The sequence below is a fragment of the Nocardiopsis camelliae genome, from assembly GCF_028993595.1.
Classification (GTDB): domain Bacteria; phylum Actinomycetota; class Actinomycetes; order Streptosporangiales; family Streptosporangiaceae; genus Nocardiopsis; species Nocardiopsis dassonvillei.
This window is the reverse complement of sequence record NZ_CP118614.1, coordinates 4,388,196-4,412,445: the sequence shown is the minus strand read 5'-3', so window position 1 is coordinate 4,412,445 and position 24,250 is coordinate 4,388,196. Positions and strand designations below refer to the sequence as shown.

At 74.6% G+C, this 24,250-nt stretch carries 15 protein-coding genes and 1 other RNA gene; 8 read left to right on the top strand and 8 right to left on the bottom strand.

The window, feature by feature from the left end; translation table 11 throughout:
• Nucleotide 1 precedes the first annotated feature (1 nt).
• Both rnpB and PV789_RS19200 read left to right on the top strand, forming a co-directional pair.
• Nucleotides 2-387, top strand: an RNA gene (gene rnpB / locus PV789_RS19205) — RNase P RNA component class A.
• Nucleotides 388-758: 371 nt separating this feature from the next.
• Nucleotides 759-908, top strand: coding sequence for a hypothetical protein (locus tag PV789_RS19200; protein ID WP_013153920.1), 150 nt, complete (start codon nt 759-761; stop codon nt 906-908).
• Here PV789_RS19200 and PV789_RS19195 read toward each other — a convergent pair.
• The 3 genes from PV789_RS19195 to PV789_RS19185 all read right to left on the bottom strand — a co-directional run bounded on the left by PV789_RS19195 (nt 857) and on the right by PV789_RS19185 (nt 6,856).
• Complete coding sequence (locus tag PV789_RS19195; protein ID WP_274973926.1) at nt 857-3,223, bottom strand: SulP family inorganic anion transporter; 2,367 nt, start codon at nt 3,221-3,223, stop codon at nt 857-859. The genes PV789_RS19200 and PV789_RS19195 overlap by 52 nt on opposite strands.
• A gap of 340 nt (nt 3,224-3,563) precedes the next feature.
• A complete protein-coding gene (locus PV789_RS19190) occupies nt 3,564-5,846 on the bottom strand; it encodes a hypothetical protein (RefSeq protein ID WP_274973925.1) in 2,283 nt (760 codons plus the stop codon).
• 353 nt (nt 5,847-6,199) lie between these two features.
• Nucleotides 6,200-6,856, bottom strand: coding sequence for a YbhB/YbcL family Raf kinase inhibitor-like protein (locus tag PV789_RS19185; RefSeq protein WP_274973924.1), 657 nt, complete (start codon nt 6,854-6,856; stop codon nt 6,200-6,202).
• Between the two features lie 351 nt (nt 6,857-7,207).
• On the opposite strand from PV789_RS19185, the gene PV789_RS19180 reads away from it, so the two are divergent.
• On the top strand, nt 7,208-10,483 hold the full coding sequence (locus PV789_RS19180) for an AfsR/SARP family transcriptional regulator (RefSeq protein ID WP_274973923.1): 3,276 nt from the start codon (nt 7,208-7,210) through the stop codon (nt 10,481-10,483).
• Nucleotides 10,484-10,658: 175 nt separating this feature from the next.
• Here PV789_RS19180 and PV789_RS19175 read toward each other — a convergent pair whose 3' ends face one another.
• Both PV789_RS19175 and PV789_RS19170 read right to left on the bottom strand, forming a co-directional pair.
• A complete protein-coding gene (locus PV789_RS19175) occupies nt 10,659-11,489 on the bottom strand; it encodes an ABC transporter permease (protein ID WP_274973922.1) in 831 nt (276 codons plus the stop codon).
• Nucleotides 11,486-12,460 carry an ATP-binding cassette domain-containing protein gene (locus PV789_RS19170; RefSeq protein WP_248771170.1) on the bottom strand — a complete coding sequence of 325 codons (975 nt, stop codon included), beginning with the start codon at nt 12,458-12,460 and terminating at the stop codon, nt 11,486-11,488. The genes PV789_RS19175 and PV789_RS19170 overlap by 4 nt, the downstream gene beginning before the upstream one ends.
• 227 nt (nt 12,461-12,687) lie before the next feature.
• Between PV789_RS19170 and PV789_RS19165 the strand changes: the two genes are divergently transcribed.
• Both PV789_RS19165 and PV789_RS19160 read left to right on the top strand, forming a co-directional pair.
• A complete protein-coding gene (locus PV789_RS19165; RefSeq protein ID WP_475465403.1) occupies nt 12,688-13,260 on the top strand; it encodes a PH domain-containing protein in 573 nt (190 codons plus the stop codon).
• Entirely contained in the window at nt 13,260-15,215 is a 1,956-nt protein-coding gene (locus tag PV789_RS19160) for a PH domain-containing protein (protein WP_274973921.1), read from the top strand. Before PV789_RS19165 ends, PV789_RS19160 begins: the two co-directional genes overlap by 1 nt.
• Before the next feature lie 55 nt (nt 15,216-15,270).
• Here the strand turns inward: PV789_RS19160 and sepH are convergent, their stop codons facing one another.
• The gene (sepH, locus tag PV789_RS19155) at nt 15,271-16,710 is read right to left on the bottom strand and encodes a septation protein SepH (protein ID WP_274973920.1); all 1,440 of its coding nucleotides are present in this window, start codon (nt 16,708-16,710) and stop codon (nt 15,271-15,273) included.
• A 571-nt stretch (nt 16,711-17,281) separates the two neighbouring features.
• Between sepH and PV789_RS19150 the strand changes: the two genes are divergently transcribed.
• Nucleotides 17,282-18,367, top strand: coding sequence for a hypothetical protein (locus PV789_RS19150; protein ID WP_274973919.1), 1,086 nt, complete (start codon nt 17,282-17,284; stop codon nt 18,365-18,367).
• Nucleotides 18,368-18,390: 23 nt separating this feature from the next.
• Here PV789_RS19150 and sigJ read toward each other — a convergent pair whose 3' ends face one another.
• Both sigJ and PV789_RS19140 read right to left on the bottom strand, forming a co-directional pair.
• Nucleotides 18,391-19,275 carry an RNA polymerase sigma factor SigJ gene (sigJ, locus tag PV789_RS19145; protein ID WP_274973918.1) on the bottom strand — a complete coding sequence of 295 codons (885 nt, stop codon included), beginning with the start codon at nt 19,273-19,275 and terminating at the stop codon, nt 18,391-18,393.
• 143 nt (nt 19,276-19,418) lie between these two features.
• Nucleotides 19,419-20,705 carry a D-arabinono-1,4-lactone oxidase gene (locus tag PV789_RS19140; RefSeq protein WP_475469396.1) on the bottom strand — a complete coding sequence of 429 codons (1,287 nt, stop codon included), beginning with the start codon at nt 20,703-20,705 and terminating at the stop codon, nt 19,419-19,421.
• Between the two features lie 157 nt (nt 20,706-20,862).
• On the opposite strand from PV789_RS19140, the gene PV789_RS19135 reads away from it, so the two are divergent.
• Both PV789_RS19135 and PV789_RS19130 read left to right on the top strand, forming a co-directional pair.
• Nucleotides 20,863-21,882: a ferrochelatase gene (locus tag PV789_RS19135; RefSeq protein ID WP_274973916.1), complete on the top strand. Its 1,020-nt coding sequence runs from the start codon at nt 20,863-20,865 to the stop codon at nt 21,880-21,882.
• Nucleotides 21,883-22,189: 307 nt separating this feature from the next.
• Nucleotides 22,190-24,226, top strand: coding sequence for a S9 family peptidase (locus PV789_RS19130; protein ID WP_274973915.1), 2,037 nt, complete (start codon nt 22,190-22,192; stop codon nt 24,224-24,226).
• Nucleotides 24,227-24,250: the final 24 nt, after the last annotated feature.

The following is a 24,250-nucleotide window of genomic DNA, read 5'->3' as shown; positions in this document are numbered from 1 at the left end:
GGGAGTCGGCCAGGCGGTCGCGGACCGCGCCTGGTGCGCGTGTTCGAGGAAAGTCCGGACTCCACAGGGCAGGGTGGTCGGCAACACCGACCCGGGGCGACCCGCGGGACAGTGCCACAGAAAGCAGACCGCCACCGCTCGCGGTGGTAAGGGTGAAACGGTGGTGTAAGAGACCACCAGCGGCCGGAGTGATCCGGTCGGCTCGGTAAACCCCACCCGGAGCAAGGTCAAAAAGGGAGCCTTCGGGTTCCCGCGCGGATGTTCGAGGGCGGCCCGCCCGAGTCCGCGGGTAGACCGCACCGAGGCCGTCGGCAACGGCGGTCCCAGATGGATGGCCGCCCGGTTCCTCGGAACCGACAGAATCCGGCTTACCGGCCGACTCCCCCTCACACACCCTTCTGACCGGGCGCTTCGCGCGGGGGAGACGGCCGTGCTCCGGTTCTGTCCCGGACGGCGGATCAACCGGAGCCCAGGAGCGGAACGGTGGGCCCCACCCGTGGTGTTCCGGCGGCGCGGCCCCGGGCGCGGTGCCGGAGGCCGCGCCTCTGTTCGTCGGCGGCTCGGCCCGGAGCCCAGGGGCCCCTCCTGGGGCACGGGTACAGTCCTACAGCCCGCCGGTGATGGCCCCGTGCCCGCGGGCACCGATAGATTGGCCCCTGCGCTCCCTACCCCGGGCGAGCTCCGGAGCGCGTACGCCCGTGGGCCGACGTCCGGGGTCGGACCCAGCGGGCATCCGCGTTCACGGGAATGGGTGACTCTTGTTCGACTCCACCGCCTTCTGGGTGGCTCTCTTCGGTCTGCCGGTCGTGGCCATCGTGGTGATCGTCCTGCTCGCCTCCTACCAGGCCTCAGGCGTTCAGCAGGACGGACGCGACGACGCGCCCGACGAGGACTCCTCCACCAGCTGATCCCCGTGGTCCGCATCCGTCCTCGGGTGGGGCACGGGGTCGTTCACGTCCTGGACGTCCTGCACGGGGACGAACTCCCCCGTTCCGGCGTCCAGGAGGTGCACCCTCGCCGTCTCCAGGTCGTAGTACATCCCCGTCAGGGTCAGCTCTCCCGCCTCCACCCGTTCGCGGACCACCGGGTAGCTCATGAGGTTGCCGATCTGCTCCTCCACGTTGGCCTGCGACAGGCGGCGCAGCGCCTCCGCGACGGGCAGGCCCGTCAGGGCGCCGGACTCCCCGCCCGCCCGCGCCAGGCTCTCCGAGCCGTTGGACAGCCAGCCGCGCAGGTGCGAGGTCTGGACCTCACCGGGTTCGAGGTGCGCCTTGTCCATCAGCGCCTGCATCGCGCCGCAGTGCGAGTGGCCGCACACCACGATCGAGGGCACCCGCAGCACGTTCACCGCGTACTCGATCGCCGCGCCCACCGACTGGTCGTCGGTGGCCTCACGCGGCGGCACCAGGTTGCCGATGTTGCGGACGGTGAACAGGTCGCCGGGCCCGCTGGCGGTGATGAGGTTGGGCACCACGCGCGAGTCGGCGCAGGTGATGAACAGCGCGGTCGGGTTCTGGCCGTGCGAGAGGCGGCTCATCACCGACCGCATCCGGTCGGCCGTGCTGGAGTGGTACTCGCGGGCGCCGGCCGCCAGCAGGCCCAGCGCGTTCACCTCGCGCTCGCCGTCACCGCGCATGCCCCAGGGCGCCCACCAGCGGGCCAGGCCGCCGGGCGCGGTCTTGGCGGCGGGCGCGGACTGGTTGGAGCTGTGCGTGTACCACTTCTCGTGCACCTCGTCGATGTCGACGCTGCCGCCGGTGCGCTCGTGGTCCACCCGCCAGGCGTGGATGGACTCGAAGGCGGCGTGGTCCATGAAGTCCACGTGCAGGTCCAGGTCGACCCGTGAGCCCGCAGGGACGGTGCGCAGCACGTGCGCGAGCCGGGGCACGCCCAGGAAGGTGAGCGAGCCGTGCACGGTGATGTGCACCCGGCCGTCGCGTTCCTCGGTGGTCACGGTCAGCTTGGTGAGCCTGCGCAGGGAGACGATCATGGCCAGCCCGAAGCCGATGAACACGCCTTCCAGGAGTCCCAGGAACACCACGCCGAACAGGGTCACCAGGTAGACGCTGGCCTCGTGGTGGCGGCGCAGGTCCCGCAGGTGGGCGACCGAGACCATCTGCACGCCGATGAACACCAGCAGCGCCGCGAGCGCGGGCATCGGGATCAGCTCGACCACGTGCGCGAACAGGGCGACGAACAGCAGGATCCACACGCCGTGCAGGATGGTCGAGAGCGGGCTGCGCGCCCCGGCGCGCACGTTGGTGGTGCTGCGCACGATCACACCGGCCACCGGCAGCCCGCCCAGGGCGCCGCTGATGGTGTTGGCCGCACCCTGGCCGCACAGCTCGCGGTTGAGCATCACCCGGCGGCCGCTGTGCATGCGGTCCACGGCGATCGCGGCGAGCAGGGACTCGACGCTGGCGACCATGGCCACGGCGGCCACGCTCAGGGCGATGCCGTCCCACTGCCCGGCCTCGGGCAGCATCGGGCCGTTCCAGGCGTCGGCGAAGGAGCCGGGCAGGACGACGGTCTGCACCTGCCAGCCGCTCGTGGTGGAGATGAGGGTCGCGGTGCCCACGGCGACCAGCGCGGCGGGCACCACGGCGGGCCGCAGCCGCCCGAGGGAGGGCAGCTTGTTCCAGGTGAACATGATCGCGATGGTGATGACGCCGACCGCGACGGCCGGGGTGTGGTTATTGGCGATCTGGTGGGGCAGGTCGGCGATGTTGGCCACCGCCGAGCTCTGCGGCTCCCCGCCCAGGACCACGTGCAGCTGGGCCAGGGCGATGGTGACGCCGACTCCGGCGAGCATGCCGTGCACCACGGCGGGGGAGACGGCCAGGGCGGCCCGGGCGATGCGGAAGGCGCCGAGGGCGAGCTGGACCAGCCCGGCCAGCAGGGTGATCAGGCAGGTCACCCGCCAGCCGTAGGTCATGATCAGGTCGGCGACGATGATGGTCAGACCGGCGGCGGGGCCGCTGACCTGGACCACGGACCCGCCGACGAGTCCGGCGACGATCCCGCCGACCACGGCGGCGATGATCCCGGCGATGAGGGGGGCGCCGGAGGCGACGGCGATCCCCAGGGACAGGGGGACGGCGACCAGGAAGACCACCAGCGAGGCGCCGACGTCGGCGGCGATCCCCTTCCGGCGGTCGGCGTGGGACCCGGATGAGGCCGCGGGCGGCTTCTCGGGCTTTACCCCCTGGGCGTCGTTGCGCATGGTTACTCCGTTCGGGTTGGACCAGGCAAGTGATGCGTGGGCGCACGGGGACTGCGGTGTCCGGTCCGGGGGGTGCGCGTGCAAACGCGGGATGAGAGGACGTCCCTAAGAGTGCCCTGACAATCACCAACTGTAGCCATTTTTCGCCACGGAGTGTTACGGTCTGTTGTTCGTTCGGTAACCATTTTCCTGTCTTCACATGTCCTGTGGACAAATCCGGACAGAGAAAACCCCGAGGTGGTGGATTCGCCCACCGCCTCGGGGTGTGAAGTGATGTACCTCTCGTGCGACCAGGGGGCCGGAAAAGGGTCGCTACCGCGTGTTGCGGACGTCCGGAAGATCAGATGAAGCGGCCGTCCTCGTACCCGCCCTCGTAACGGTTGCGGCCGTGGCCGTGCGGGTCGTGCGGGTCGGCCGGGTACGGCCCCGGCGCCTGCGGCCCGCCGGGGTGCCGCTCCTCCTCACCGGACTGCCAGCCCGGAGCGGGCGGGAAGCCGCCGTAGCCGGGCTGCTGCGGCTGCTGGGGCTGGCCGCCGGACGGGTAGCCGCCCGGGGCGCCGGGGTAGCCGCCGGTGTCCGCGGCCGGGTAGCCGAACGGGGCCTGTTCGCCGTAGCCCGCCGGGGCGTCCCCGCGCACCTGGTCCACCGGGTAGCCGCCCGTCGGGTAACCGCCCTGCGGGTACCCGGGAGCCTCACCGGGGAACGCGGACGGGTAGGCGGGCTGCCCGCCCCACAGCGGGGGGTTGGGGTCCGGCTGGACCGGGCGGCTGTGGGCGCCGGTGTCGTAGGGGGAGCGGTGGTGGGTTCCGGTGTCGTAGTCGTTGCGGTTGAAGGAGTCGGTGTCGTAGGAGGGGCGGGTGTGGTTGCCGGTGTCGTACTCGGGTCGTCCGGTGCCGGGGACGCCGTAGTCGGCGTGGCTGTGGGCGCCCGTGTCGTAGGACGAGTGCTGGTGTGCCCCGGTGTCGTAGGAGGACCTCTGGTGCGTCCCGCTGTCGTAGGGGGAGCGGTGGTGGGTTCCGGTGTCGTAGTCGTTGCGGTTGAAGGAGTCGGTGTCGTAGGAGGGGCGGGTGTGGTTGCCGGTGTCGTACTCGGGTCGTCCGGTGCCGGGGACGCCGTAGTCGGCGTGGCTGTGGGCGCCCGTGTCGTAGGACGAGTGCTGATGCGCTCCGGTGTCGTAGGAGGACCTCTGGTGGGCGCCGGTGTCGTAGGCCGAACGCTGGTGGGACCCCGTGTCGTAGGCCGGGCGCTGGTGCGTGCCGGTGGTGTGGGACGACTCCGGCCGCGGCCGGTAACCGCCGCTCAGCGGGTCGGCGGGATCGCCCGCGCCGCCCGGAGGGGTCTGGCCCGTGCCCGCGCCGCCCTGTCCGCCGCCGAAGCCGAGCTCGGAGCGCTGGTGCGCGCCGGTGTCCATGCTGGACCATATCGGCGAGATCGTGCCCGCGTCCTGGGCCGGGGGCCGGAACGCCGGGTCGAGCGGATCGGCGGGGGGCGCGCTCCGCGCACCGGCGGTCCCCGGGTAGTCCGAGCGGCTCATCGACCCGCTGTCGTAGGACGAGCGGCCCTGGAACGGGTCCCCCGTCGACGGAACGGAACCGGACCCGCCGAGAGGGTCGCGCCCCGGGGAGGACCCCAGCGGGTCGCGCGTGCCGGACGAAGCCCCCAGCGGGTCGTGCGCGCCGGTGGTGGAGCCCAACGGATCGGTGGAGGAGGGCGAGTAGGAGGAACGGGGCGACCACGAACCGGTGCCCAGGGGGTCGTCCGGGGCCGAGGCGGCCGGTGCGGCCGGCTGGGAGGGCTGGGGGACGCCCTGCGGGGGCGTGGACTCCCGCGCGGGGGGGAGCGCGGAACGCGGCGGAGCCCCCGGCGGCAGGGCGCGCTCGTCCTCGCCGGCCGGTTCGGCCCCGCGCCGCCTGCGGCCCCGGCCCCGCGACGGCTCCTCCGCGTCGTCCTCCGCCGGCCGGGGTCCGCTGCCCTGGCCCAGGCTGGCCAGCACGGCCAGGTCGGCGGAGGGGTCGCCGCTCCCGCGGCCTCCCGCGGCGGGCATGACCGTGGTGGCTCCGGGGGGCCCGGACGCCTCCTCGCCCTCGTAGTCCCCGTACCCGTCGTCGTAGTCGTCGTCCTCGTACTCGTGGGCGGTCACGGTGACGGCGGAGTCCCGGTCCCCGCGCCCGTCCCGAGCACCGGAGGGCCGCTGCGCCGGGCCGTCCTCGCCCAGGCTCGACCAGAAGTCGTTGTCGGACAGGGAGTCGTCATCGTCGTCCCAGTCCGCGTCGAGCTTGCGCCTGCCCCGCGGCCGCCGCTCCGCCTTGGTGCCGCCGCCCGGACGGGACCTGCGGCCGCGTCCGCGCGACTCCGGCTCCTCGTCGTCCTCGTCCTCGTCGAGGTCGCGACCCCGGCCCCCGCCGCGTCCGCGATCCCCGCCGCGGGCCCGCTCCCGACCGCGCCCGCGACCGCGCGGCCGCTCCTCGTCGCGGTCGTCGCCCTCGGCGTCCTCGTGCTCGTACTCGTCGTCGTAGTCGTCCTCGCGGGAGCCGGAGCTCAGCGCGCGCATGCCCAGCAGCAGGAGCACGAGCACGGCGAGCACGACGATGACGGCGATGATGATGATGACGGTGACGGTCATGGTGTACGCACTACCTTGGGGAGGTCGGCCGCGCCCGGGTCGCACCGGTGACCGGCCGAGAGGAGGCCGGTCGAGGGGAGGCGGTGACCTCCGGGGACCGCGGTGATCCGGTGGGTTCGGCCTGCGCTCGCGGGGGGACGCAGGCGGTCCGGTGCGGTTTCGGGTCAGGGCGCCGCGCGGCGAGTGGACGAGTATCGGTCATCTGAAATGGGGCGGGGGGCACAGACCCACTGTATGCGTTGTCGTGCTCCGTGTGCAGAGGGCTACGGGAGCTTCCTCCAGGAATCACCGTGGCCCCGGTTCCGTCGGGTCGTCCGGGGCCGTTCCGGAGGCAGCGCCCGCGGTGAACTATGTCACTCGCTGCGCGTGACCAGCGAACCGCGCGCGACGGCCTGGTCCGCGATCGCCTCCAGCGAGGCGCTCAGCGTCGCGCCCTCGGGCAGGTCCAGCGGACCCTGGAGGGCGTACACGGTGAACCGGTACTCGTAGGCCTCGTCGGGCTCGGGGCAGGGCGGGTCGTAGGCGGACTCGCCGATGCTGTTCTGGCCCTGCTTGGCGTCGGCCGGAACGGTGTTCTGGCGCAGCTCGACCAGTTCGGGGTCCAGGTCGTAGACCACCCAGAACACCTGCGCCACCTGCGGGTCGTCCATCACCAGGGCGATCGACCCGGCCTCGTCGGGAAGCCCCGACCAGCTCAGCGGCGGCGAGTACGCCTGCTGGGCCTCCTCGGGGTCCTCGGAGCCGCCCGTGTCGCCCTCGCCCTCCGCGGTGGTCTCGGCCTCGCCCTCGCAGGAGTAGGCCGCCGGAAGCGGCTCCCCCTCCTGCATCAGCGGGCTCGTGACGTTGATGTCGTCGGGCATGTCGCCGTTCTGCGCGGGCGAGAGGATCCCGCAGCCCGTGGTCAGTACCACGACGGCCCCGGCCGCCACCGCGCCGGCGCGCGTACCGGGGGACGGGCGGGCCGCACGCGGCGCACCGGTGGTCCGGGGGAAGGGGAGGGCCGGGAACAATGGGACTCCTGCTTTTCGGGCCGTGGAGGCGAACATCTCGGTGACGCGGGTGCGGCGCTCGGAGGAGACCCGGCGCCGGACCGGCGGGGGAACGGCGGCTCCGCAGGGCGGGCGCCGACGACACGTTCCCCAGCGAACCCTACTGCGGTCGGGCGGGCGTTCGGTCTCCCGTCCGCGTTCGCGCGCTCCCGCGCGGGACGCCGCGGCCCGCGTACGGGCCCCGCTGTCGCGGCCGAGCCCCGCCGACCGCGCCCCGCCGACCGCGCCCCGCCGGTCGCGGTCCGGCGGGAACGGGACGGGGGCGAACCCTCACGGAGAGCGTTCGTCCGTACGATCGGTGATCATGGGTCGGTGCGGTTCTCCATCCTCGGGCCCCTGGCGGTCCACGACGCGACCGGGCGGCCCGTCGCCATCGGCGGCGCGCGCCTGCGCACGCTGCTCACCCTCCTCCTGCTCCGGCCCGGCCAGCGGATCGCCAACGACGAGCTCACCGACGCGGTCTGGGCGGGCAGCCCGCCCGCGTCGGCGGGCAACGCCCTCCAGGCCCTGGTCTCCCGCCTGCGCCGCGCGCTGGGCGAGGGCGCGCGCATCGACGGGGACGCCTCGGGGTACCGGTTGGCGGTCGAACCCGGGCAGGTGGACCTGACCGAGTTCGAGTCCCTGGTCAGACGGGGGCGGGCCGGGCTCGCCGCGGGCAGGGCCGCCGACGCCGCCCGCGACCTGGGCGATGCCCTCGCCCTGTGGCGCGGACCGGCCCTTTCGGACCTGACCGCGCACGGCCTGGCCGAGGACACGGCGCTGCGCCTGGCCGAGACCCGCCGCGCGGCCCTGGAGGACCGGCTGAGCGCCCTGGCCGACCTGGGACTGCACGCCGAAGTCCTGCCCGAGGCGGAGGCCCTGTGCCGACGCGAACCGCACCGCGAGGGCCCCCTCGCGCTCCTCGTGCGCGCGCTGGCCGCCACCGGCCGCACCGCCGACGCCCTGGCCGCCTACGAGCGCTTCCGCTCCCATCTGGCCGACGAGCTGGGCCTCGACCCCTCGCCCCAACTGCGCGACCTGCACCTGAGGCTGCTGCGCGGCGAACTCGACGCGGCCCCCTCCGCCGAGCCCTCCCCGCTTCCGGCCCCGCCCCTGCGCCTGCCCGCCGCCCTGACCAGCTTCGTGCCGCGCGACGCCGAGGTGGACACCGCCGTCGACCTGCTCACCCGCGAGCGCCTGGTCACCCTGCTGGGCCCCGGCGGCGCGGGCAAGACCCGCCTGGCGATCGAGAGCGCCTCCGCGCTGGCCGCGCGGGCGCCCTCCCTGCTCTCCCGCGGCGGCTGGTTCGTCGAACTCGCCTCCAGGACGGCCGCGGACGTGCCCCAGGCCCTGGCCTCCGCGCTGGAACTGCGCGAGCACGCCGTGCTCCAGGCGCGCTCCGCGTCCCCCGCCGGGCCCGCCGCACTCGTCCCGCTCCTGGAACGGGTGGTCTCCTTCGTCGGCGACCGCCCCGTCCTCCTCGTCCTGGACAACTGCGAGCACATCGTCGAGGAGGTCGCCCCCGCCGTGGCGACGCTGCTGGCCCGCTGCCCCGGCCTGCGGATCCTGGCCACCTCCCGCGAACCCCTGGGCGTGCCCGGCGAACAGCTCCTGACCGTCCCCTCCCTGGACATGCCGCCCGAGGGGGCCTCCGCCGACCGGGCCGCCGCCTGCTCCTCGGTCGTCCTGTTCGCCGAACGCGCCGCCGCCGTACGCCCCGGCTTTCGGGTCACCCCCGACAACGTCGCCCACGTCGTCCGGGTCGTCCGCGAGCTGGACGGCCTGCCGCTGGCCCTGGAGCTGGCCGCCGCGCGCCTGCGCTCCATGAGCACCGCCCAGCTCGCAGACCGGCTCCGCGACCGCTTCCGGCTCCTCACCGGGGGCGCCCGGTCGGCTCTGCCGCGCCACCGCACCCTGCGCGCCGTCGTCGACTGGAGCTGGGAGCTGCTCGACGAACCCGAGCGCCGCCTGCTGCGCCGCCTGTCGATCTTCGCCGGGGGAGCCACCCTGGAGGCCGTCCAGCGGGTCTGCGCCGACCCCGGCACCGAGGGGGAGATCGGCGGCCACGACGCGTGGACCGTCCTGTTCGCCCTGGTCGACAAGTCCCTGGTGATCGCCGACAACCCCGACCGCGACGACACACCGCCCCGCTACCGGCAGCTGGAGACCGTGCGCGCCTACGCCGCCGAACGCCTGGCGCGGAGCGGAGAGGAGGAGCGCGTGCGCGACGCGCACGCCCGCCACGTCCGCGACCTGTGGTGCTGGGCCGACCCGCTGCTGCGCGGCCCGCGCCAGGGGGAGCTGCTCGCCCGCCTGGCCGCCGAGGCCGACAACTGCGGCGCCGCCGTGCGCTGGGCCGTGGAGCGCCGGGACCGCGCGCTGGCACTGGACCTGGTCGAGTGCACCCAGTGGTACTGGACCCTGTGCGGCTCCTGGCGCCAGCTCCACCACTGGGCCGTGGACGTCCTGGACATGGTCGGCGACCGGGTGCCCGAGGGGCGCGCCGTGGCCTACGCCAGCTGCCTGTTCCAGCGGGCCGACACGACCACCGACCACGAGACGGTGCTGGAGCGCATACGCGGGGTCGAGGCCGTCCTGGAACAGGCGGGTCAGCGGCCGGAGGAGCACCACATGCTCGTCTACGGCCTGGTCTACAGGGCGCTGCTGGAGGGGACGACCGGTGCCGCCCACGAACGCCTCGCCGCCGCGGCCGACCAGGCCGACCCGTGGATGCGGGCCCTCGTGGGGGTGCTGCTGTCCCTGTTCGACGCGGTCAACGGGCGCACCGGGCCGTCCATGGAACGCGCGAACGCCGCCCTGGAGCAGTTCCGCGCGTGCGGCGACACCTGGGGCGAGTGCCAGGCGCTCGTCCAGGCCGTGGACCTGTACCGGTTCGAGGACCTCGACCGCTGCCGCGACCTGCTCACCCTGGGCGTGCGCAGGGCCGAGGAGGCGGGGCTGGAGGCGCTGGACTGGATGTTCCGAGTCCGCCGGGCCCAGGTCCTCACCGACATCGGCGACCTGGAGGCCGCGCGCGCGGACCTGCGGGAGCTCCTCGGCTCCGAGCGGCCCGTGGAGAGGGAACAGATGGTGCTGCTGCGCCTGGCCGAGGGCCAGTGGCTGCGGGACGCGGGGGAACCGGACGCGGCCCGCGCGGTCCTGGACCGGGCGGGCGAGGACCTCAAGGGCCTGGGCGGGTTCTCGCCCGTCTACGTGGAGGCGGGCTGGCGGACCCTGTACACCACCGTCGCCTGGAAGGCCGGTGACACCGGGGAGGCCTGGGAGCAGGCCCGGCTCGCGTGGCGGCTGGCCGACCACGGCCTGGGCCCGGTGTGCGCGGAGATCCTGGACACCTTCGCCGTGCTGGCCGTCGGAGACGACCCGCGGCGCGGCGCCTGGCTGCTGGCCTGCGCCGAGGTGCTGCGCGGCATGCCCGACACCGCCACGCCCCTGGTGGTGCGGGCCCGCGAGAGCGCGCGCCGGGAGCTGGGCGAGCGGGAGTACGGCCTCGTCCTCGCCGGGGTCCGGGGCATGAGCGCCGACAGGGTCCACGGGCTCGTGGACGCCTGGCTGGCCGGGGACGCGCCCGGTGGCGCGGAGCGCCCCTGACCCCTCGCCCGCCGTGCCCGCGGCGTTCGGCTTCCGGCGGGGCGTTCGCGCTCCGGCGGGGTGCGGGTAGGCCGTTCGGAGACCGTCCCCCGCACGGAGGGGGCGCCGCCGGACGGCGCGCGGCCGCCCCGGGCACCCCGGGGCGGCCGCGCGAGGGGTTCTCACCGGGAGCGGGTCAGGTGCGGCGCCGGTAGGCCCACACGGCCAGCGGGAAGAAGACCGCGGTGATGATCGCGGCCCACACCACGGTCCACAGCACCGGGCCGGTGGCATCGCCCGAGCCCAGCATCAGGGCGCGCATGGCGTCCACGACGTGGGTGACCGGGTTGTTGGCGGCCACCACCCGCAGCCAGCTGGGCATGTCGTCGGGGCTGACGAAGGCCGAGCTGCTGAAGGTCAGCGGGAACATCAGGATCATCCCGAACGCCTGCACCGCCATGGGGGTGCGCACGATCATGCCGATGAAGGCCGACATCCAGCACAGGGCGAACGCGAACAGCAGCACCAGGGCGGCCGCCACGACCACGCCCACCACGCCGCCCTCGGGGCGGAAGCCGATGGCCAGGCCCACCACCAGCACCATCACCACGGTGATCGAGTACCGGACCAGGTCGCCGAGGATGGCGCCCGTCAGCGGGGCCGAGCGGGCGATGGGCAGCGACCGGAACCGGTCGAAGATGCCCTTCTCCACGTCCTCGCTCAGCGAGAAGCCGGTGCCCAGCGTGGCGAAGATGACCGACTGGGCGATGATGCCGGGCATCAGGAAGTCGCGGTAGGTCTGCCAGTCGCCCATCATCGCCTGTCCGAAGACGAAGACGAACAGGGTCACGAACATGACCGGCTGCAGCATCAGCCCGAAGACCTCTTCGGGATTGGCCTTGATCTTCAGCACGCTGCGCGTGGCCAGCTGCAGGCCGTTGCGCACGGTGATCAGCGGACTGATCCGCTCCGGGGTGGTCGGCGTGTCCTCCCGCGCCGACGGCGTCCGGGTCGTCACGGCGCTCATGCTCTGGTCCCTTCGTCAACGGCCCCCCGGGGGGCCTCCTCCTCGGCGGCGTGCCCGGTCAGGGCGAGGAAGACCTCGTCCAGGCTGGGCTTGCGCAGTGACAGCTCGGCTACGGCCACGCCCTGCTCGTCCAGGCGGCGCACCACCTCGGGCAGGACCGCCGAGTCGGTGACCGGGACGCTGGCCAGCAGCCCGTCGGAGGACACCGGGGTGCTGGTGACCGCCTCGATGATCCTGGTGGCCAGGGACAGCTGCCCGGTCTCGACGGTGCGCACCTCCAGCACCTGGTTGCCCGCCCGGCTCTTGAGCTCCTCGGGCGTGCCCTCGCTGATCACCCGGCCGTGGTCGAGCACCATGAGGTCGTCGGCCAGCTGGTCGGCCTCCTCCAGGTACTGGGTGGTGAGCAGGACGGTCACACCGTCGTCGACCAGCCCGCGCACCACGTCCCACAGCCCGTTGCGGCTGTGCGGGTCCAGGCCGGTGGTCGGCTCGTCCAGGTACAGCAGCGACGGGCGGCCGACCAGGCTCGCGGCCAGGTCCAGCCGTCGGCGCATGCCGCCCGAGTAGGTCTTGGCGGGGCGGTCGGCGGCGTCGGAGAGCTCGAAGCGCTCCATCAGCTCCGCCGAGCGCGCCCGCGCCCCGGCCCGGTCGAAGCCCAGCAGCCGGGCGATGAGCACGAGGTTCTGGGTTCCGGTCAGGTCGGCGTCGACCGCCGCGTACTGGCCGGTCAGCCCGATCAGGCGGCGCACCTCGTGGGGCTGGCGCGCCACGTCGAAGCCGCCCACCTCGGCGTGCCCCTCGTCGGGGCGCAGCAGGGTCGCCAGGATGCGCACCGTCGTGGTCTTCCCGGAGCCGTTGGGTCCCAGGACGCCCAGCACGGCCCCCGTCCTGGCCCTCAGGTCCACGCCGTCCAGGGCCCGTTTGCCCTTGAACTGCTTGACCAGGCCCTCCGCGCGGATGGCGTCAGTCATCGCTCCTCCAGATGTCAACGTCTGCTGTCAAGTCTGACCAACCGGTCTGACAGAACGCTGACAGCGCACGACGGAGAAATCCCCAGGAAACGGGCGCCGGTGTCAGCGCGTGTCAGGCGGCGGGTTCCTTCCGCCAGCGGCCCGCGCGGAGGCGGTCGCCGCCGTCGGGTCCGCGACCCGCGGCGGAAGGGGCTGGCGCGGTGCGAGGCCCTAGACTCGTGCGCGTGATGGACACCCCCGCAACCCCCGGCCCCCAGGAGCCGCCGCGAACGCCCGGACCCGAGGCGCCCGTGCGGCTGCGCCCGCCGCTGCGCCGCGTGAGCGGCCGGGCGATCGGCGTGTGGACCCTGCGCCTGCTGTTCGCCAGCGTCTTCCTCCTGCTCCTGCTGTCGGCGGTCGCCTGGGCGGTCTCGTCGCTGGGCTGGACGTGGATACCGCCGTGGGCGCGGGACAACGCCTGGCTGCTGCCGGGGGTCTACGCGCTCTACGCCCTGGTCGAGATCGCCGTCGTCCCCTCGTGGAGGTACCGGGTGCACCGCTGGGAGGTGGCGGGAGACGTCATCTACACCCGGGCGGGCTGGGTCAGCCGCTCCTGGCAGCTGGTCCCGGTCAACCGCCTGCAGACGGTCGACCACACGCAGGGGTGGCTGGAGCGCCTGTTCGGCGTGGCGACGCTGGAGGTGCAGACCGCCTCCTACGCCGGGTCGTCCACGATCGAGGGGCTGGACGCCGAGGAGGCGCGCCTGCTGAGCGAGGAACTGGCCGTGCGCGCCGGCGCGCTGCGGGACGACGCGACCTGATGGACGGACACGCCGGACACCACGGCCCGCCGGACCCGGCCGACCCCGACGACCGGGGCGGCTGGGTCGCCCCCGGAAGCGGTCCCGCGCCCTCGGGCCGGGGCACGGGGGAGAGCGCCGACCACGGCCCGGCCGTCGATCCCCGGCCGCCCTGGAGCCCTGACGCCCACGCGCCGCGGATCCCCGGGGCCGGAGCGCCCTGGAGCCCCGGCGTCCACACGCCCCCCGGCTCCGGCGCGCATGCGTTCCAGGACCCCGGCGCCCACCCGCTTCCGGGCCCCGGCGCCGAGGCGCCCCGGGAACCGGGCCCGGAGCCTTCGGACGGCCCCCGCGACTGGTGGGGCGGGCAGGACGGCGGGGGCGGGGAGACCTTCGGCGCCGAGCGCGCCCGCCGCCTCAGCCCCCGCAGCGTGGTCGTGGGTCCCATCAACCAGCTCCGGGGTCTCCTGGTGCCGATCGTCGCCGGGCTGGTGCTCGGCGGGTTCAACGCCTGGGTGCTCGCCGCCACGGGAGCGACCGTCGTGGCCCTGCTCGTCGGCGGGATCGTCACCTGGCGCACCACCCGCTACGAGGTCGCCGGGGACCGGCTGGAGATCCGCCGGGGCCTGCTCCGCCGCTCCCAGCGCACCATCCCGCTGGAGCGGGTGCGCGGCGTGGACGTCACCAGCACCCTGCTGCACCGGATGCTGGGCGTGGCCGTGGTCCGCGTCGAGGCCGCCGCGGGTTCCGCGGGCGCCACCGAGGACGGCAAGCTCGACGCCGTCTCGGCGGGTGAGGCCGACCGCCTGCGCCGGGTGCTGCTGCACCGCAGGGCGGTGCTCACCGGACACGCGGTCGGGGCCGCCGCCCCGCCCGCCGCGCCGGGCGGGCCCGGCGCGGGGGAGGGCGCCCCGGAACCCGGGGAGGCGACCGGGCCCCCCGGGGAGGACGACACCGTCACCCACTTCGCCATGCCCCGCTCGTGGTACCTGTACGGGACGCTGAGCCTGGGGTACCTGCTCACCCCGTTCGCGGTCCTGGCCACCCTGTTCGGGATGGTCCAGCAGACCGCCGGGGAACTGGCCACCGACTACGTCGTGGACTGGGTGACCACGTCCGACCACAGCCTGATCCTGCTGTCCGCGGCCCTCTTCGCCGGCGCGCTGGTGCTGCTGATGCCGGTGTTCGCCGTGGTCTCCTACGCGCTCACCCACTGGGGCTTCACCCTCAGGGAGCGCGACGGCTCCCTGGTCGCCGAGCGGGGGCTGCTCACCCGGCGCAGCGTGACGCTGGAGAAGCGCCGCATCCGCGGGTACGAGCTCCTGGACAACCCCCTCGAACGCCTGCGCGGGGCGGTGCGCCTGCGCGCCATCGTCACCGGACTGGGCGACACCGCCAACCGCGCGGTGCTGCTGCCGATCGGGCCCCGCGCGGTGGTCGATGACGTCGTGGACCGCGCGCTGGCCCGGTACCGGGGCGGCCTCGACCGGCATCCGCGCGCCGCACTCTACCGTCGTCTGACCCGCTCCTCGGGGCCGTTCGTGCTGCTCCTGGCGGTCGCCCTGGCCTTGGACGCGGCGTGGCTGGCCTGGGCGGCCGCGGCCCTGGCGGTGCTGGGCGTGCCCCTGGGCGTGGACCGGTACCGCTCCCTGGGCCACGGCCACGACGGGGAGCGGGTGAGCGTGCGCTGGGGGTCGCTGCGCCGCTCCCAGGCGACGGTGGAGCACTCGGCGGTGATCGGCTGGTCCTGGACCCAGACCCTCTTCCAGCGCCCGTCCTCGCTGGCCGACCTCAAAGTCACGGTCGGCGCGGGCGCGGGCGGCTACACCGCGCAGGACGCCTCGTTCGAGGAGTCGGTGGCCTTCGCCGCCCGGGTCACCCCCGAGATGGTGCGCCCCTTCCTGGTCGGCCCGCAGGGGACCGAGCCGGAGGGCGGGGCCGCGCCGCGGGACCCGCGCGGACCGGAGCACACGTGAGGGAGGGGTCGGCCGCACAGTGCGGCCGACCCCTCCCCGCGGGCGCCGGCGCGCCCTACTCGTCCTTCTTGGAGCCGAACATGATCTCGTCCCAGGACGGGACCGATGCGCGTCGGCCGCGTCCCTTGCGCTTGGCCGCGGAAGAGCCGCTGTTGGCGGCGGCCGGGACCGCGGCCGCGGGCGGCTGCTCGGCGGCGCGGCGCGGGACGCCGTTGTCGTTGAGGTCGATGGTGGCGCGGCGGCGGCGCGGGGCCGGACGCTGCTGGGCGGGGCCCTCCGCGGCGGGCGGGGCCGCCTCGGGCTCGACCGGCCCGCCGGGCCGGGCGTCCATCCAGTCCGCACGCCGTTCGGGGCGGCGCCGCTCCTCGGCCTCGGGCTCGTCGTAGGCGGCCGGTTCGGTCCGCGGCTCGGGGCGGTGGCGCTCCCGTGCCGGGGGCTCGTCGCGGGCGGCGGTCTCGGGCCAGCGCTCGGACTCGGACCAGTGTTCGCTCCGCGGCCGCCGCTCGGGCTCGGGCCCGCGCTCGTAGGCGGGCCAGCGCTCGGACTCGGTGCGCGCGGCGGGGCGTTCGACGGGCTGTTCCCTGCGCGGACGCTCGTACCGCTCCGCCTGCGGCTCCGGGTACTGGTCCCACTCCAGTGGTCGGCGCCCGGCGGGCCGCTCGCGCTCGGCGGGACGCTCCGGGACCCGCTCGCGCTCGACGGGACGGCGCTCGGCGGGGTGGCGCTCGGCGGCGGCCGGACGCGCGGGCGGCGCCGGGCGCGGCTGCTCGTCCCGGTACGCGGCGGAGGAGGGGCGCAGGGGCGCGGGGCGTTCGCGCTCGGAGAACGGCTGGGGCTCGGACCGGGGCAGGTCCGGGGCGGTCTCGGTGCGGCGCGGCGCGAAGGGCGTCACGGTCGCCCCGGGGGAGGGCACGGGTTCGGGGTCGGGTGAGGAGAACCGGGCGGCCTCCTCGTCGGCGGGGGCCACGCTGTTGTGTCTGGGCTCGTACAGCCAGTGGGCGACGCGCTCCTCGCCGCCGTGCAGGAACACGAGCTTGAGCTGCCAGGACCGGTCCTCGCGCTTCCACGAGTCCCACGCCGCGTCACCGGTCTCCAACTGGTGCGCGCCGATCCGCTTGGTGACCAACTCCTCCAGGGAGGGGCCCGGGGCGGCGTCGCCGTGCGCGCGCACGCTGGCGCGCTGGGCCTGCTGGGCGATGTACTCGCGTTCCTGGAGGACGGGGCCCTCGAACCAGCGGACCCGCTCGATGGGGATACCGGAGATCTCGGAGATGGCCTCCGCGGTCTCGCCGGACCGGATACGGGCCTGGATTTCCTTGGGGCGCAACGGATTCTCCACTTCGATCTCGTACTGGCCGAGCCGGGAGAACTGGCCGCGTACTGCGGCGCGGAGGCGGTCGTCGACGGGCAGCGTGAAACGGGTTCCACGGCCGGCGCTGGCGAGCACCAGGTAGGTGCCGTCCTCGCTCACGGCCACGAGGCGAAGCTCGTGCATCGCCCTCCCTTTCGCGTCCCGTCGAGGGCAGGTCCCGCGACCCACCCCCGCGTTCTCCAAGTCTGGTCGGCCGACAACTGTTCGGCCAGTACCGCGCCCGGCATGTCCGAACTGTGTGCCCGCCTCCCGATCCGCGGCTGCCGCCGCGGTTGGGAGCCGCCCCGGGGTACCCGGGGCCCTCACGGTCGCTTCGGTGCCAATCTTGGCACGCTGACCCTTCCGCGACCGGGAGCGATCGCGGGGGAATGTCGCCGATCCCGCACGAGGGCTCAGCCGTGATGGTATCCCGCGTCCCCCGAATCCCCCCAGGTCTGGGAAAAACTCCGATCCCGGACCGTTCCACGGGTACACGGACCCTCCGGGACGCAACTCGACACGCCGATGTGTACCAGAGAGTGATGCTTCTTATTTCATGGCGTTATCGGAAACCTGTCGCCCTTAGCCTGAGTTATCAAGCTATGGGCGAAATGTGAAGTTCGGGGTCTGTGGGGTTGTATGCCCCACCACACGCACATCCCGCGCTGACAGTCCCGTCGCGCCCGCGCGCGGCCGACGAAGGGGGGACGACCGGATGGGTCGGACCGCACACCACGACGACCGGGAAGAAGGGGAGGAGGGCGCCAAGGGGAAGAAGTTCGACCTGAGCGTCTCCCATGTCGCCGGTGCCGGAGCCGCGACACTGGCCGCGGCCACCGCGGCCTCCTACCTGAACGTGTACGGCACGGTCATCGGCGCCGCCGGGATGGCCGCGCTCAGCACACTCGTCAGCCCGCTGCTGCAGCACTGGTTCTCGCGCGGGGGCGAGCAGGCCAGGCAGTTGGCCGGGCGGGCCTCCGGCCCCCGGGGCGCCACGGCGGTGCCGGACGCCCCGGGGGCTCCGGTGGCGCCGCCGCCCGAGGGCATCTCCGAGACCGCCCTGCTGCGCCAGGTCTCCGGAACCGGGACCGCGCCCCCGTCCCGGGGCGAGGAGGACGCCGACGCCACCCGCACCATGGCCCTGCCCGCACTGGACGGCCGGACCCCGACCGACCCCGGCGCCACCGCGCGGATGCCCGCCGTCGGCCCGTGGCCCGCGGACGACCCCGGTGACCACGGCGGCTCCGACAGCGGCTCCTACGGCGGAACCGGCGGCACCGGCGAGCGCGGGGGCGGTCGGCGGCGCGGCTGGCGCGCCCTGGTCATCCCGGCCACCGCGGTCTTCGTCCTGGTCATGCTGGTCATCCTGGTGTTCGAGCTGTTCACCGGGCGCTCGCTGACCTCCTGGACCCAGGGCTCGCAGGAGCCCAGCGCGCCCACGCTGTTCGGCGGCACCACCTCCGCGCCCCCGGCCCAGAAGGAGGAGCCCGAGGCACCCGCGACCGGAGACGACGCCCCCGACCCCTCGCCCGGGGGGCAGGAGCAGGTCACGGGCACCGGGCAGCCGACCGAGCCCGCCCCCGGGACCGGAGCACCCGAGGACGACGGGACCGGCGACGGCGGCGGCACGGAGGAGGAGGTCCCCGACGGCACCGGCGGGACCACCGAGCCCACCGAACCGCCGGAGGGCGACGGCGGGACCCAGGACCCGGGCGGGCAGACGCCCGGACCCGGAACCGGCGGACAGGGCGGCGAGGAGGCCGTCCCCGCGCCCCCGCCCGCCGCGCCCCGGACCGGCTGAGCGCGCCTGGGGCGGCCGGGTCCTCAGCCGTCGAGGACGGCCGGGTCCAGCCGCCGCAGGCGCTCGGGGTCGGCCAGCACGTCGATGGCGGCGATCCTGCCGCCCGTGACGGTGAACCCCATGACGGACACCGCCCGCCCCCGCACGACCACGACCACCCCGGCCGCCCCGTTGACCAGCACGGGCCGGACGAACGGCGACAGGCCCCCGAAGGTGACGGCCTGACCGGCCACGGCCCGCGCGCCGGTGATCACCCGGGTGTGCCCGGCACGCGCGGCGCCGCCGTCCGAGCGCAGCACGGCGTCGGCGTCCAGCACGCTCACCAGGCCGTCGATGTCGCCGTCGCGGGCCGCGGCGAAGAACGCGTCGACGACCCGGCGCTGCAGGGCCGGGTCGCGGTCGGGGACCGGGGCCCGACCGCGCACCCGCCTGCGCGCCCGGCTCGCGAGCTGCCTCGCCGCGGCCGGGGAGCGGTCGATCATCGGGGCGATCTCCTCGAAGGGCACCGCGAACATGTCGTGCAGCACGAACGCGAGCCGCTCGGCGGGCTTGAGAGCCTCCAGCACCACCAGCAGCGCCAGTCCCACGGTGTCGGCCAGCACCGCCTCCCGCTCGGGGTCGCCGCCCTCCTCGGGGCTGACGACGGGGTCGGGCACGCGCACGTCGAGGGGGTCCTCGCGCCGCCGCTCCCGCGAGCGCAGCGTGTTCAGGCACACCCGCGCCACCACGGTGGTCAGCCACCCGGCCAGGTTGTCGATCTCCTCGGCACCGCCGCGGTTCAGGCGCAGCCAGGCCTCCTGCACGGCGTCGTCGGCCTCGCCCGCCGAACCCAGGATCCGGTAGGCCACCGCGCGCAGGCGGGGCCGGTGCTCCTCGAAGCGTCCGGCCAGCCGTGCGTCCTCGTCCATCCCCCAACACCCCCCTCGGAGCGGCGTCACAGGCACGACCCCGCCCACGCGGCCGGTGTGACCGGCTCCGGACGGGGACCCCGGGAGCCGGTGCCGCCACCGGCCCGCGCGGACGCGGGGCCCGTGCCGATCGTGCCGCGCGCCTACTCCAGCACCCGCTCCAGGTAGGCGTTGCCGAACCGGCGCCCGGGGTCCACGCGGTCCCGCACCTCCAGGGCCCGGCCCAGCATCGGGTAGACGCCCTCCAGGTAGGCGCGGTCTCGGGTGTGCATCTTGCCCCAGTGGGGGCGCCCGCCCACGGAGGTGAACAGCGCCTCCAGGTCGGCGAAGTAGGCGTCGTAGGGGGTGCCCTGGTACATGTGCACCGCCACGTAGGCGGTGTCGCGCCCGTAGGCGGTGGACAGCCACACGTCGTCGGCCGGGGCGAAGCGCACCTCCACCGGGAAGCTCACCCGGTGGCCGCCCCGGTCCACGATCGACCCCGCCTCGCGCAGCACGTCGGCCAGGTGCTCCGCGGGGACCGCGTACTCCATCTCCACGAACCGCACGTCGCGCACCGAGGCGAACACCCGGTACGAGGCGTCGGTGTAGCTGCGCGCCGTCAGCGCGCGCGAGCTGACCCGGTTCACCGCGGGCACCGCGCGGGGGAAGCGGCGGCACACCCGGTTGACGCCCTCGAAGAGCGTGTTGGACAGGAACTCGTCGTCCAGCCAGGCGCGGAAGGGCGAGAGCGGCCGGGCCGGACCCGAGCTGATGTTGTTGCGCTTGGTGTTGGTGTTACCGGTGTGCGGAAACCAGTAGAACTCGAAGTGGTCGTTGTCGGCGCGCAGCTCCGGCAGGCGCTCCAGCACCTCCTCCAACCGCATCGGCTCCTCGCGCGCGTGCAGCAGGAAGGCCGGGCGCACCGCCATGGTCAGCGCGGTGACCACGCCGAACGCGCCCAGGCCCACCCGGGCCGCCTGGAACAGCTCCGGCTCCCGCTCGGCCGAGCACTCGGCCACCGAACCGTCGGCGAGCACCATCTCCATGCCGACCACCTGCGCGGCCAGCCCGCCCGCGTCCCGGCCGGTGCCGTGGGTGCCGGTCTGCACCGCGCCCGCCACGGTCTGCACGGCGATGTCGCCCATGTTGGCCAGGGCCGCCCCGTGCCCGGCCAGCACGTCGTTGAAGTCGCACAGGGGCAGGCCCGCCTCGACGGTGGCCGTGCCCGCGGCCGGGTCGACCGAGCGCACCCGGGTCAGGGAGGTGGGGGAGAGGAGGAGTCCGTCGGTGACGGCCACGTCGGTGAAGGAGTGGCCCGTGCCGACCATGCGGACGCGCAGGTCCTCCGCGGTGGCCGAGGAGACCGCCGCGGCGACCTCCGCGGTGCTCCCCGGAGCCGCCGTGCGCCTGGGCCGGGCCTGGTGGGTACCCGCCCATGTGTTCCACATCACATCTGTCATGCGGCGACATTACCGGCCGGTCACCCGCGCGGCCAGAGCCGGACGCCCCCGGACGGGGCGCCCGGGGGAGGGGAGGCCAAGACCACAGGACACGCATCCGGGGGGTCGCGCGAGCCGGTCCGGCGGAGCTGGTTTCATAAGAGCTGTGAGCTACTACGACGCGTTTTTGCTGATCTCCTTCGGCGGCCCGGAGGGGGAGGACGAGGTCATCCCGTTCCTGGAGAACGTCACCCGGGGCCGCAACATCCCCCGTGAGCGCCTCGCCGAGGTCGGCGAGCACTACTTCCTCTTCGGCGGTGTCAGTCCGATCAACCAGCAGTGCCGCGACCTGCTCGCCGCGGTCACCGCCGACTTCGCCGCCAACGGGGTCGACCTGCCCGTCTACTGGGGCAACCGGTTCTGGGCCCCGATGCTCACCGACACCCTCGCCCGGATGAAGGAGGACGGCGTGCGCCGCATCCTGGCGCTGCCCACCTCCGCGTACTGCAACTGGTCCAGCCGCACCGCCTACGAGGAGGACATCGCCCGCGCCCGCGCCGCGCTGGGCGAGGACGCCCCCGAGGTGGACCTCATCCGGCCCTTCTACGACCACCCGGGGTTCGTCGAACCGCTGGTCGAGCACACCCGCGCCGCCCTGGACGCCCTGCCCGACGAGCAGCGCGAGGGCGCGCACCTGCTCTTCTCCGCGCACTCCATCCCCACGACGATGGCCGAGGCCAGCGGCGGCCCCGGACAGGCCTTCGGCCCCGAGGGGGCCTACGGCGCCCAGCTGGCCGAGGTGGCGCGCCTGGTGGTCGGGCGGCTCGACCGCGACTACCCGCACGAGGTCGTCTACCAGAGCCGCAGCGGCCCGCCCAGCCAGCCCTGGCTGGAGCCCGACGTCAACGACCGCATGGAGGAGCTGGCCGCCGAGGGCGTGCCCGCCGTGGTCGTGGTCCCGCACGGCTTCGTCTCCGACCACATGGAGGTCAAGTTCGACCTCGACGTGGAGGCCCGCGACACCGCCAAGAAGCTCGGCATCGGCTACGAGCGCGCGCTCAGCCCCGGCACGCACCCCGCGTTCGTGTCCATGGTGACCGACCTGGTCCGCGAGTACGCCGAACGGGCCGAGCCCCGGCGCCTGAGCTCGCTCGCGCGCTGCACCGACTGCTCGTGCCCGGTCTGAGCCGCTGAACCGCGCGGCCGACGGGGCCCGCCGTCGGCCGGCGCCCGGCGCGGGTCGGCGCGGGGCCGTCCACAGGTCCGCGAAAGGGCTTCGTACGACGGCCCCGGGCGGGTCATCCTGGAGTGACGGGCCTCCCGCGGTCCCCACGGGGATCCGCGCCCCGACCCGACCCGCCGTCCCGGACGTGTGGGAAGGTGAGTAAACGCTGCTGACACCGCCCGCGGGAGGGCGGGGGACCACAGTCGCCCCACGGCCCGCTCGACGGTGTCCGCCCCGACCCCACGTCGACGTTCAGGGAGTATGTGTCTTGGTCCGTTCCTGGTATGAACTGCCGGAGTACGTCCGACTTCGCCGCGTCAACGGGCTGCGCCTCTCACCGGACGGAACCCGTCTGGTCGCGCCCGTCAGCGGCCTCGCCCCCGACGCCAAGTCCTTCCGCAGCGCCCTGTGGGAGATCGACACCGCCCCCGAGTCCGAGGGCGGGCGCGCCCCCAGACGCCTCACCCGCTCGGCCAAGGGCGAGAGCGGCGTCGGCTTCCTCCCCGACGGCTCGGTCCTGTTCACCACCGGCCGCCCCGACCCCGAGGCCGACGCCGACGCCAAGGCCCGCACCGCCCTGTGGCTCCTGCCCGCCGACGGCGGCGAGGCCCGCCAGGTCGCCTCCCGGCCCGGCGGCATCGGCTCCTTCACGGTCGCCCGCGACTCCGGCCTGGTCGCCCTCACCTCCGACACCCTCCCCCGCAGCGAGGACGAGGAGTCCGACAGGGAGGCGCGCAAGGCCCGCGAGGAGGCCGGGGTCACCGCCATCCTGCACGAGGCGCTGCCCGTGCGCTCCTGGGACAGTGACATCGGCCCCGGACACCCCCGCTACCTGGTCGCCGAACCGCCCGCGGACGAGGACTCCCGGCTCGGCGACCCGCGCGACCTGACCCCCGACGCCGGGATGGCGCTCCTGGGCGCGATCGGCGACCTCACCCCCGACGGAGCCACCCTGGTCACCGAGTGGCAGGTCCCCGTCGGCCGGGGCGCCCGGCGCCGCGACGTCGTCGCCATCGACACGGCCACGGGACAGCGCCGCACCCTGGCCACCGACCCCGACCACGACTTCGACAACCCGCTCGTCTCCCCCGACGGCCGCCACGTCCTGCTCGTGCGCAGCTCCCAGGGCGACTACGACGGCGAACCCCGGAACGAGACCGCCTGGCTGGTCGACCTGGCCACCGGACAGGGCCGCGACCTGCTCGCCGACCACGAGCTGTGGCCCCGCGAACTCGCCTGGGCCGCCGACTCGGGCGCGGTCTTCCTCGTCGCCGACCACGGCGGCCGCCGGCCCGTCTTCCGGATCGACCTGGCCAGCGGCGCGCTCACCCGCCTCACCGGCGACCACGGCGCCTACAGCAACCTCAACCCGTCTCCCGACGGCCGCCACGTCTACGCCCTGCGCGACGCCTGGGACGCCCCGCCCGCGCCCGTACGCCTGGCCGCCGACGCCGCCGACGGCCGACCCGTGCACCTGCGCACCCCCGGCTCCGAGCTGACCATGCCCGGCACCCTCACCGAGATCGAGACCACCGCCGACGACGGCACCGTGATCCGCTCCTGGCTGGTGCTGCCCGAGGAGGCCTCGGCCGACTCGCCCGCCCCGCTCATGCTCTGGGTCCACGGCGGCCCCTACATGAGCTTCAACGGCTGGTCCTGGCGCTGGAACCCGTGGCTGCTCGCCGCGCGCGGCTACGCCGTCCTGCTGCCCGACCCCGCCCTGTCCACCGGCTACGGCCAGGACATGCTCCGCCGCGCCTGGGGACAGTGGGGGCCGCGCACCTTCGCCGACGTCATGGCCGTCACCGACGCCGCCGAGGCGCGCGAGGACGTCGACGCCGAGCGCACCGCCATGATGGGCGGCTCCTTCGGCGGCTACATGGCCAACTGGATCGCCGGGCACACCGACCGGTTCAGGGCCATCGTCTCCCACGCCTCCCTGTGGGGCCTGGACGGCTTCAACGGCACCACCGACTACCCGCCGGTGTGGGAGCGCGAGTTCGGCACCCCGCTGGAGCGCCCCGAGCGCTACACCCTCAACTCCCCGCACCTGCACGCGGACCGCATCCGCACCCCGATGCTCGTCATCCACGGCGACAAGGACTACCGGGTGCCCATCTCCGAGGGCCTGCGCCTGTGGCGCGACCTGCTGCTGCACGAGGTGGACGCCAAGTTCCTGTACTTCCCGGACGAGAACCACTGGATCCTCACCCCCGGGAACGCCCGGATCTGGTACGAGACGATCTTCGCCTTCCTCGACCACCACGTGCACGGCAAGGAGTGGAGCAGGCCCGAACTGCTCTGATCCGCCCACGACCGGCCGGGGCCG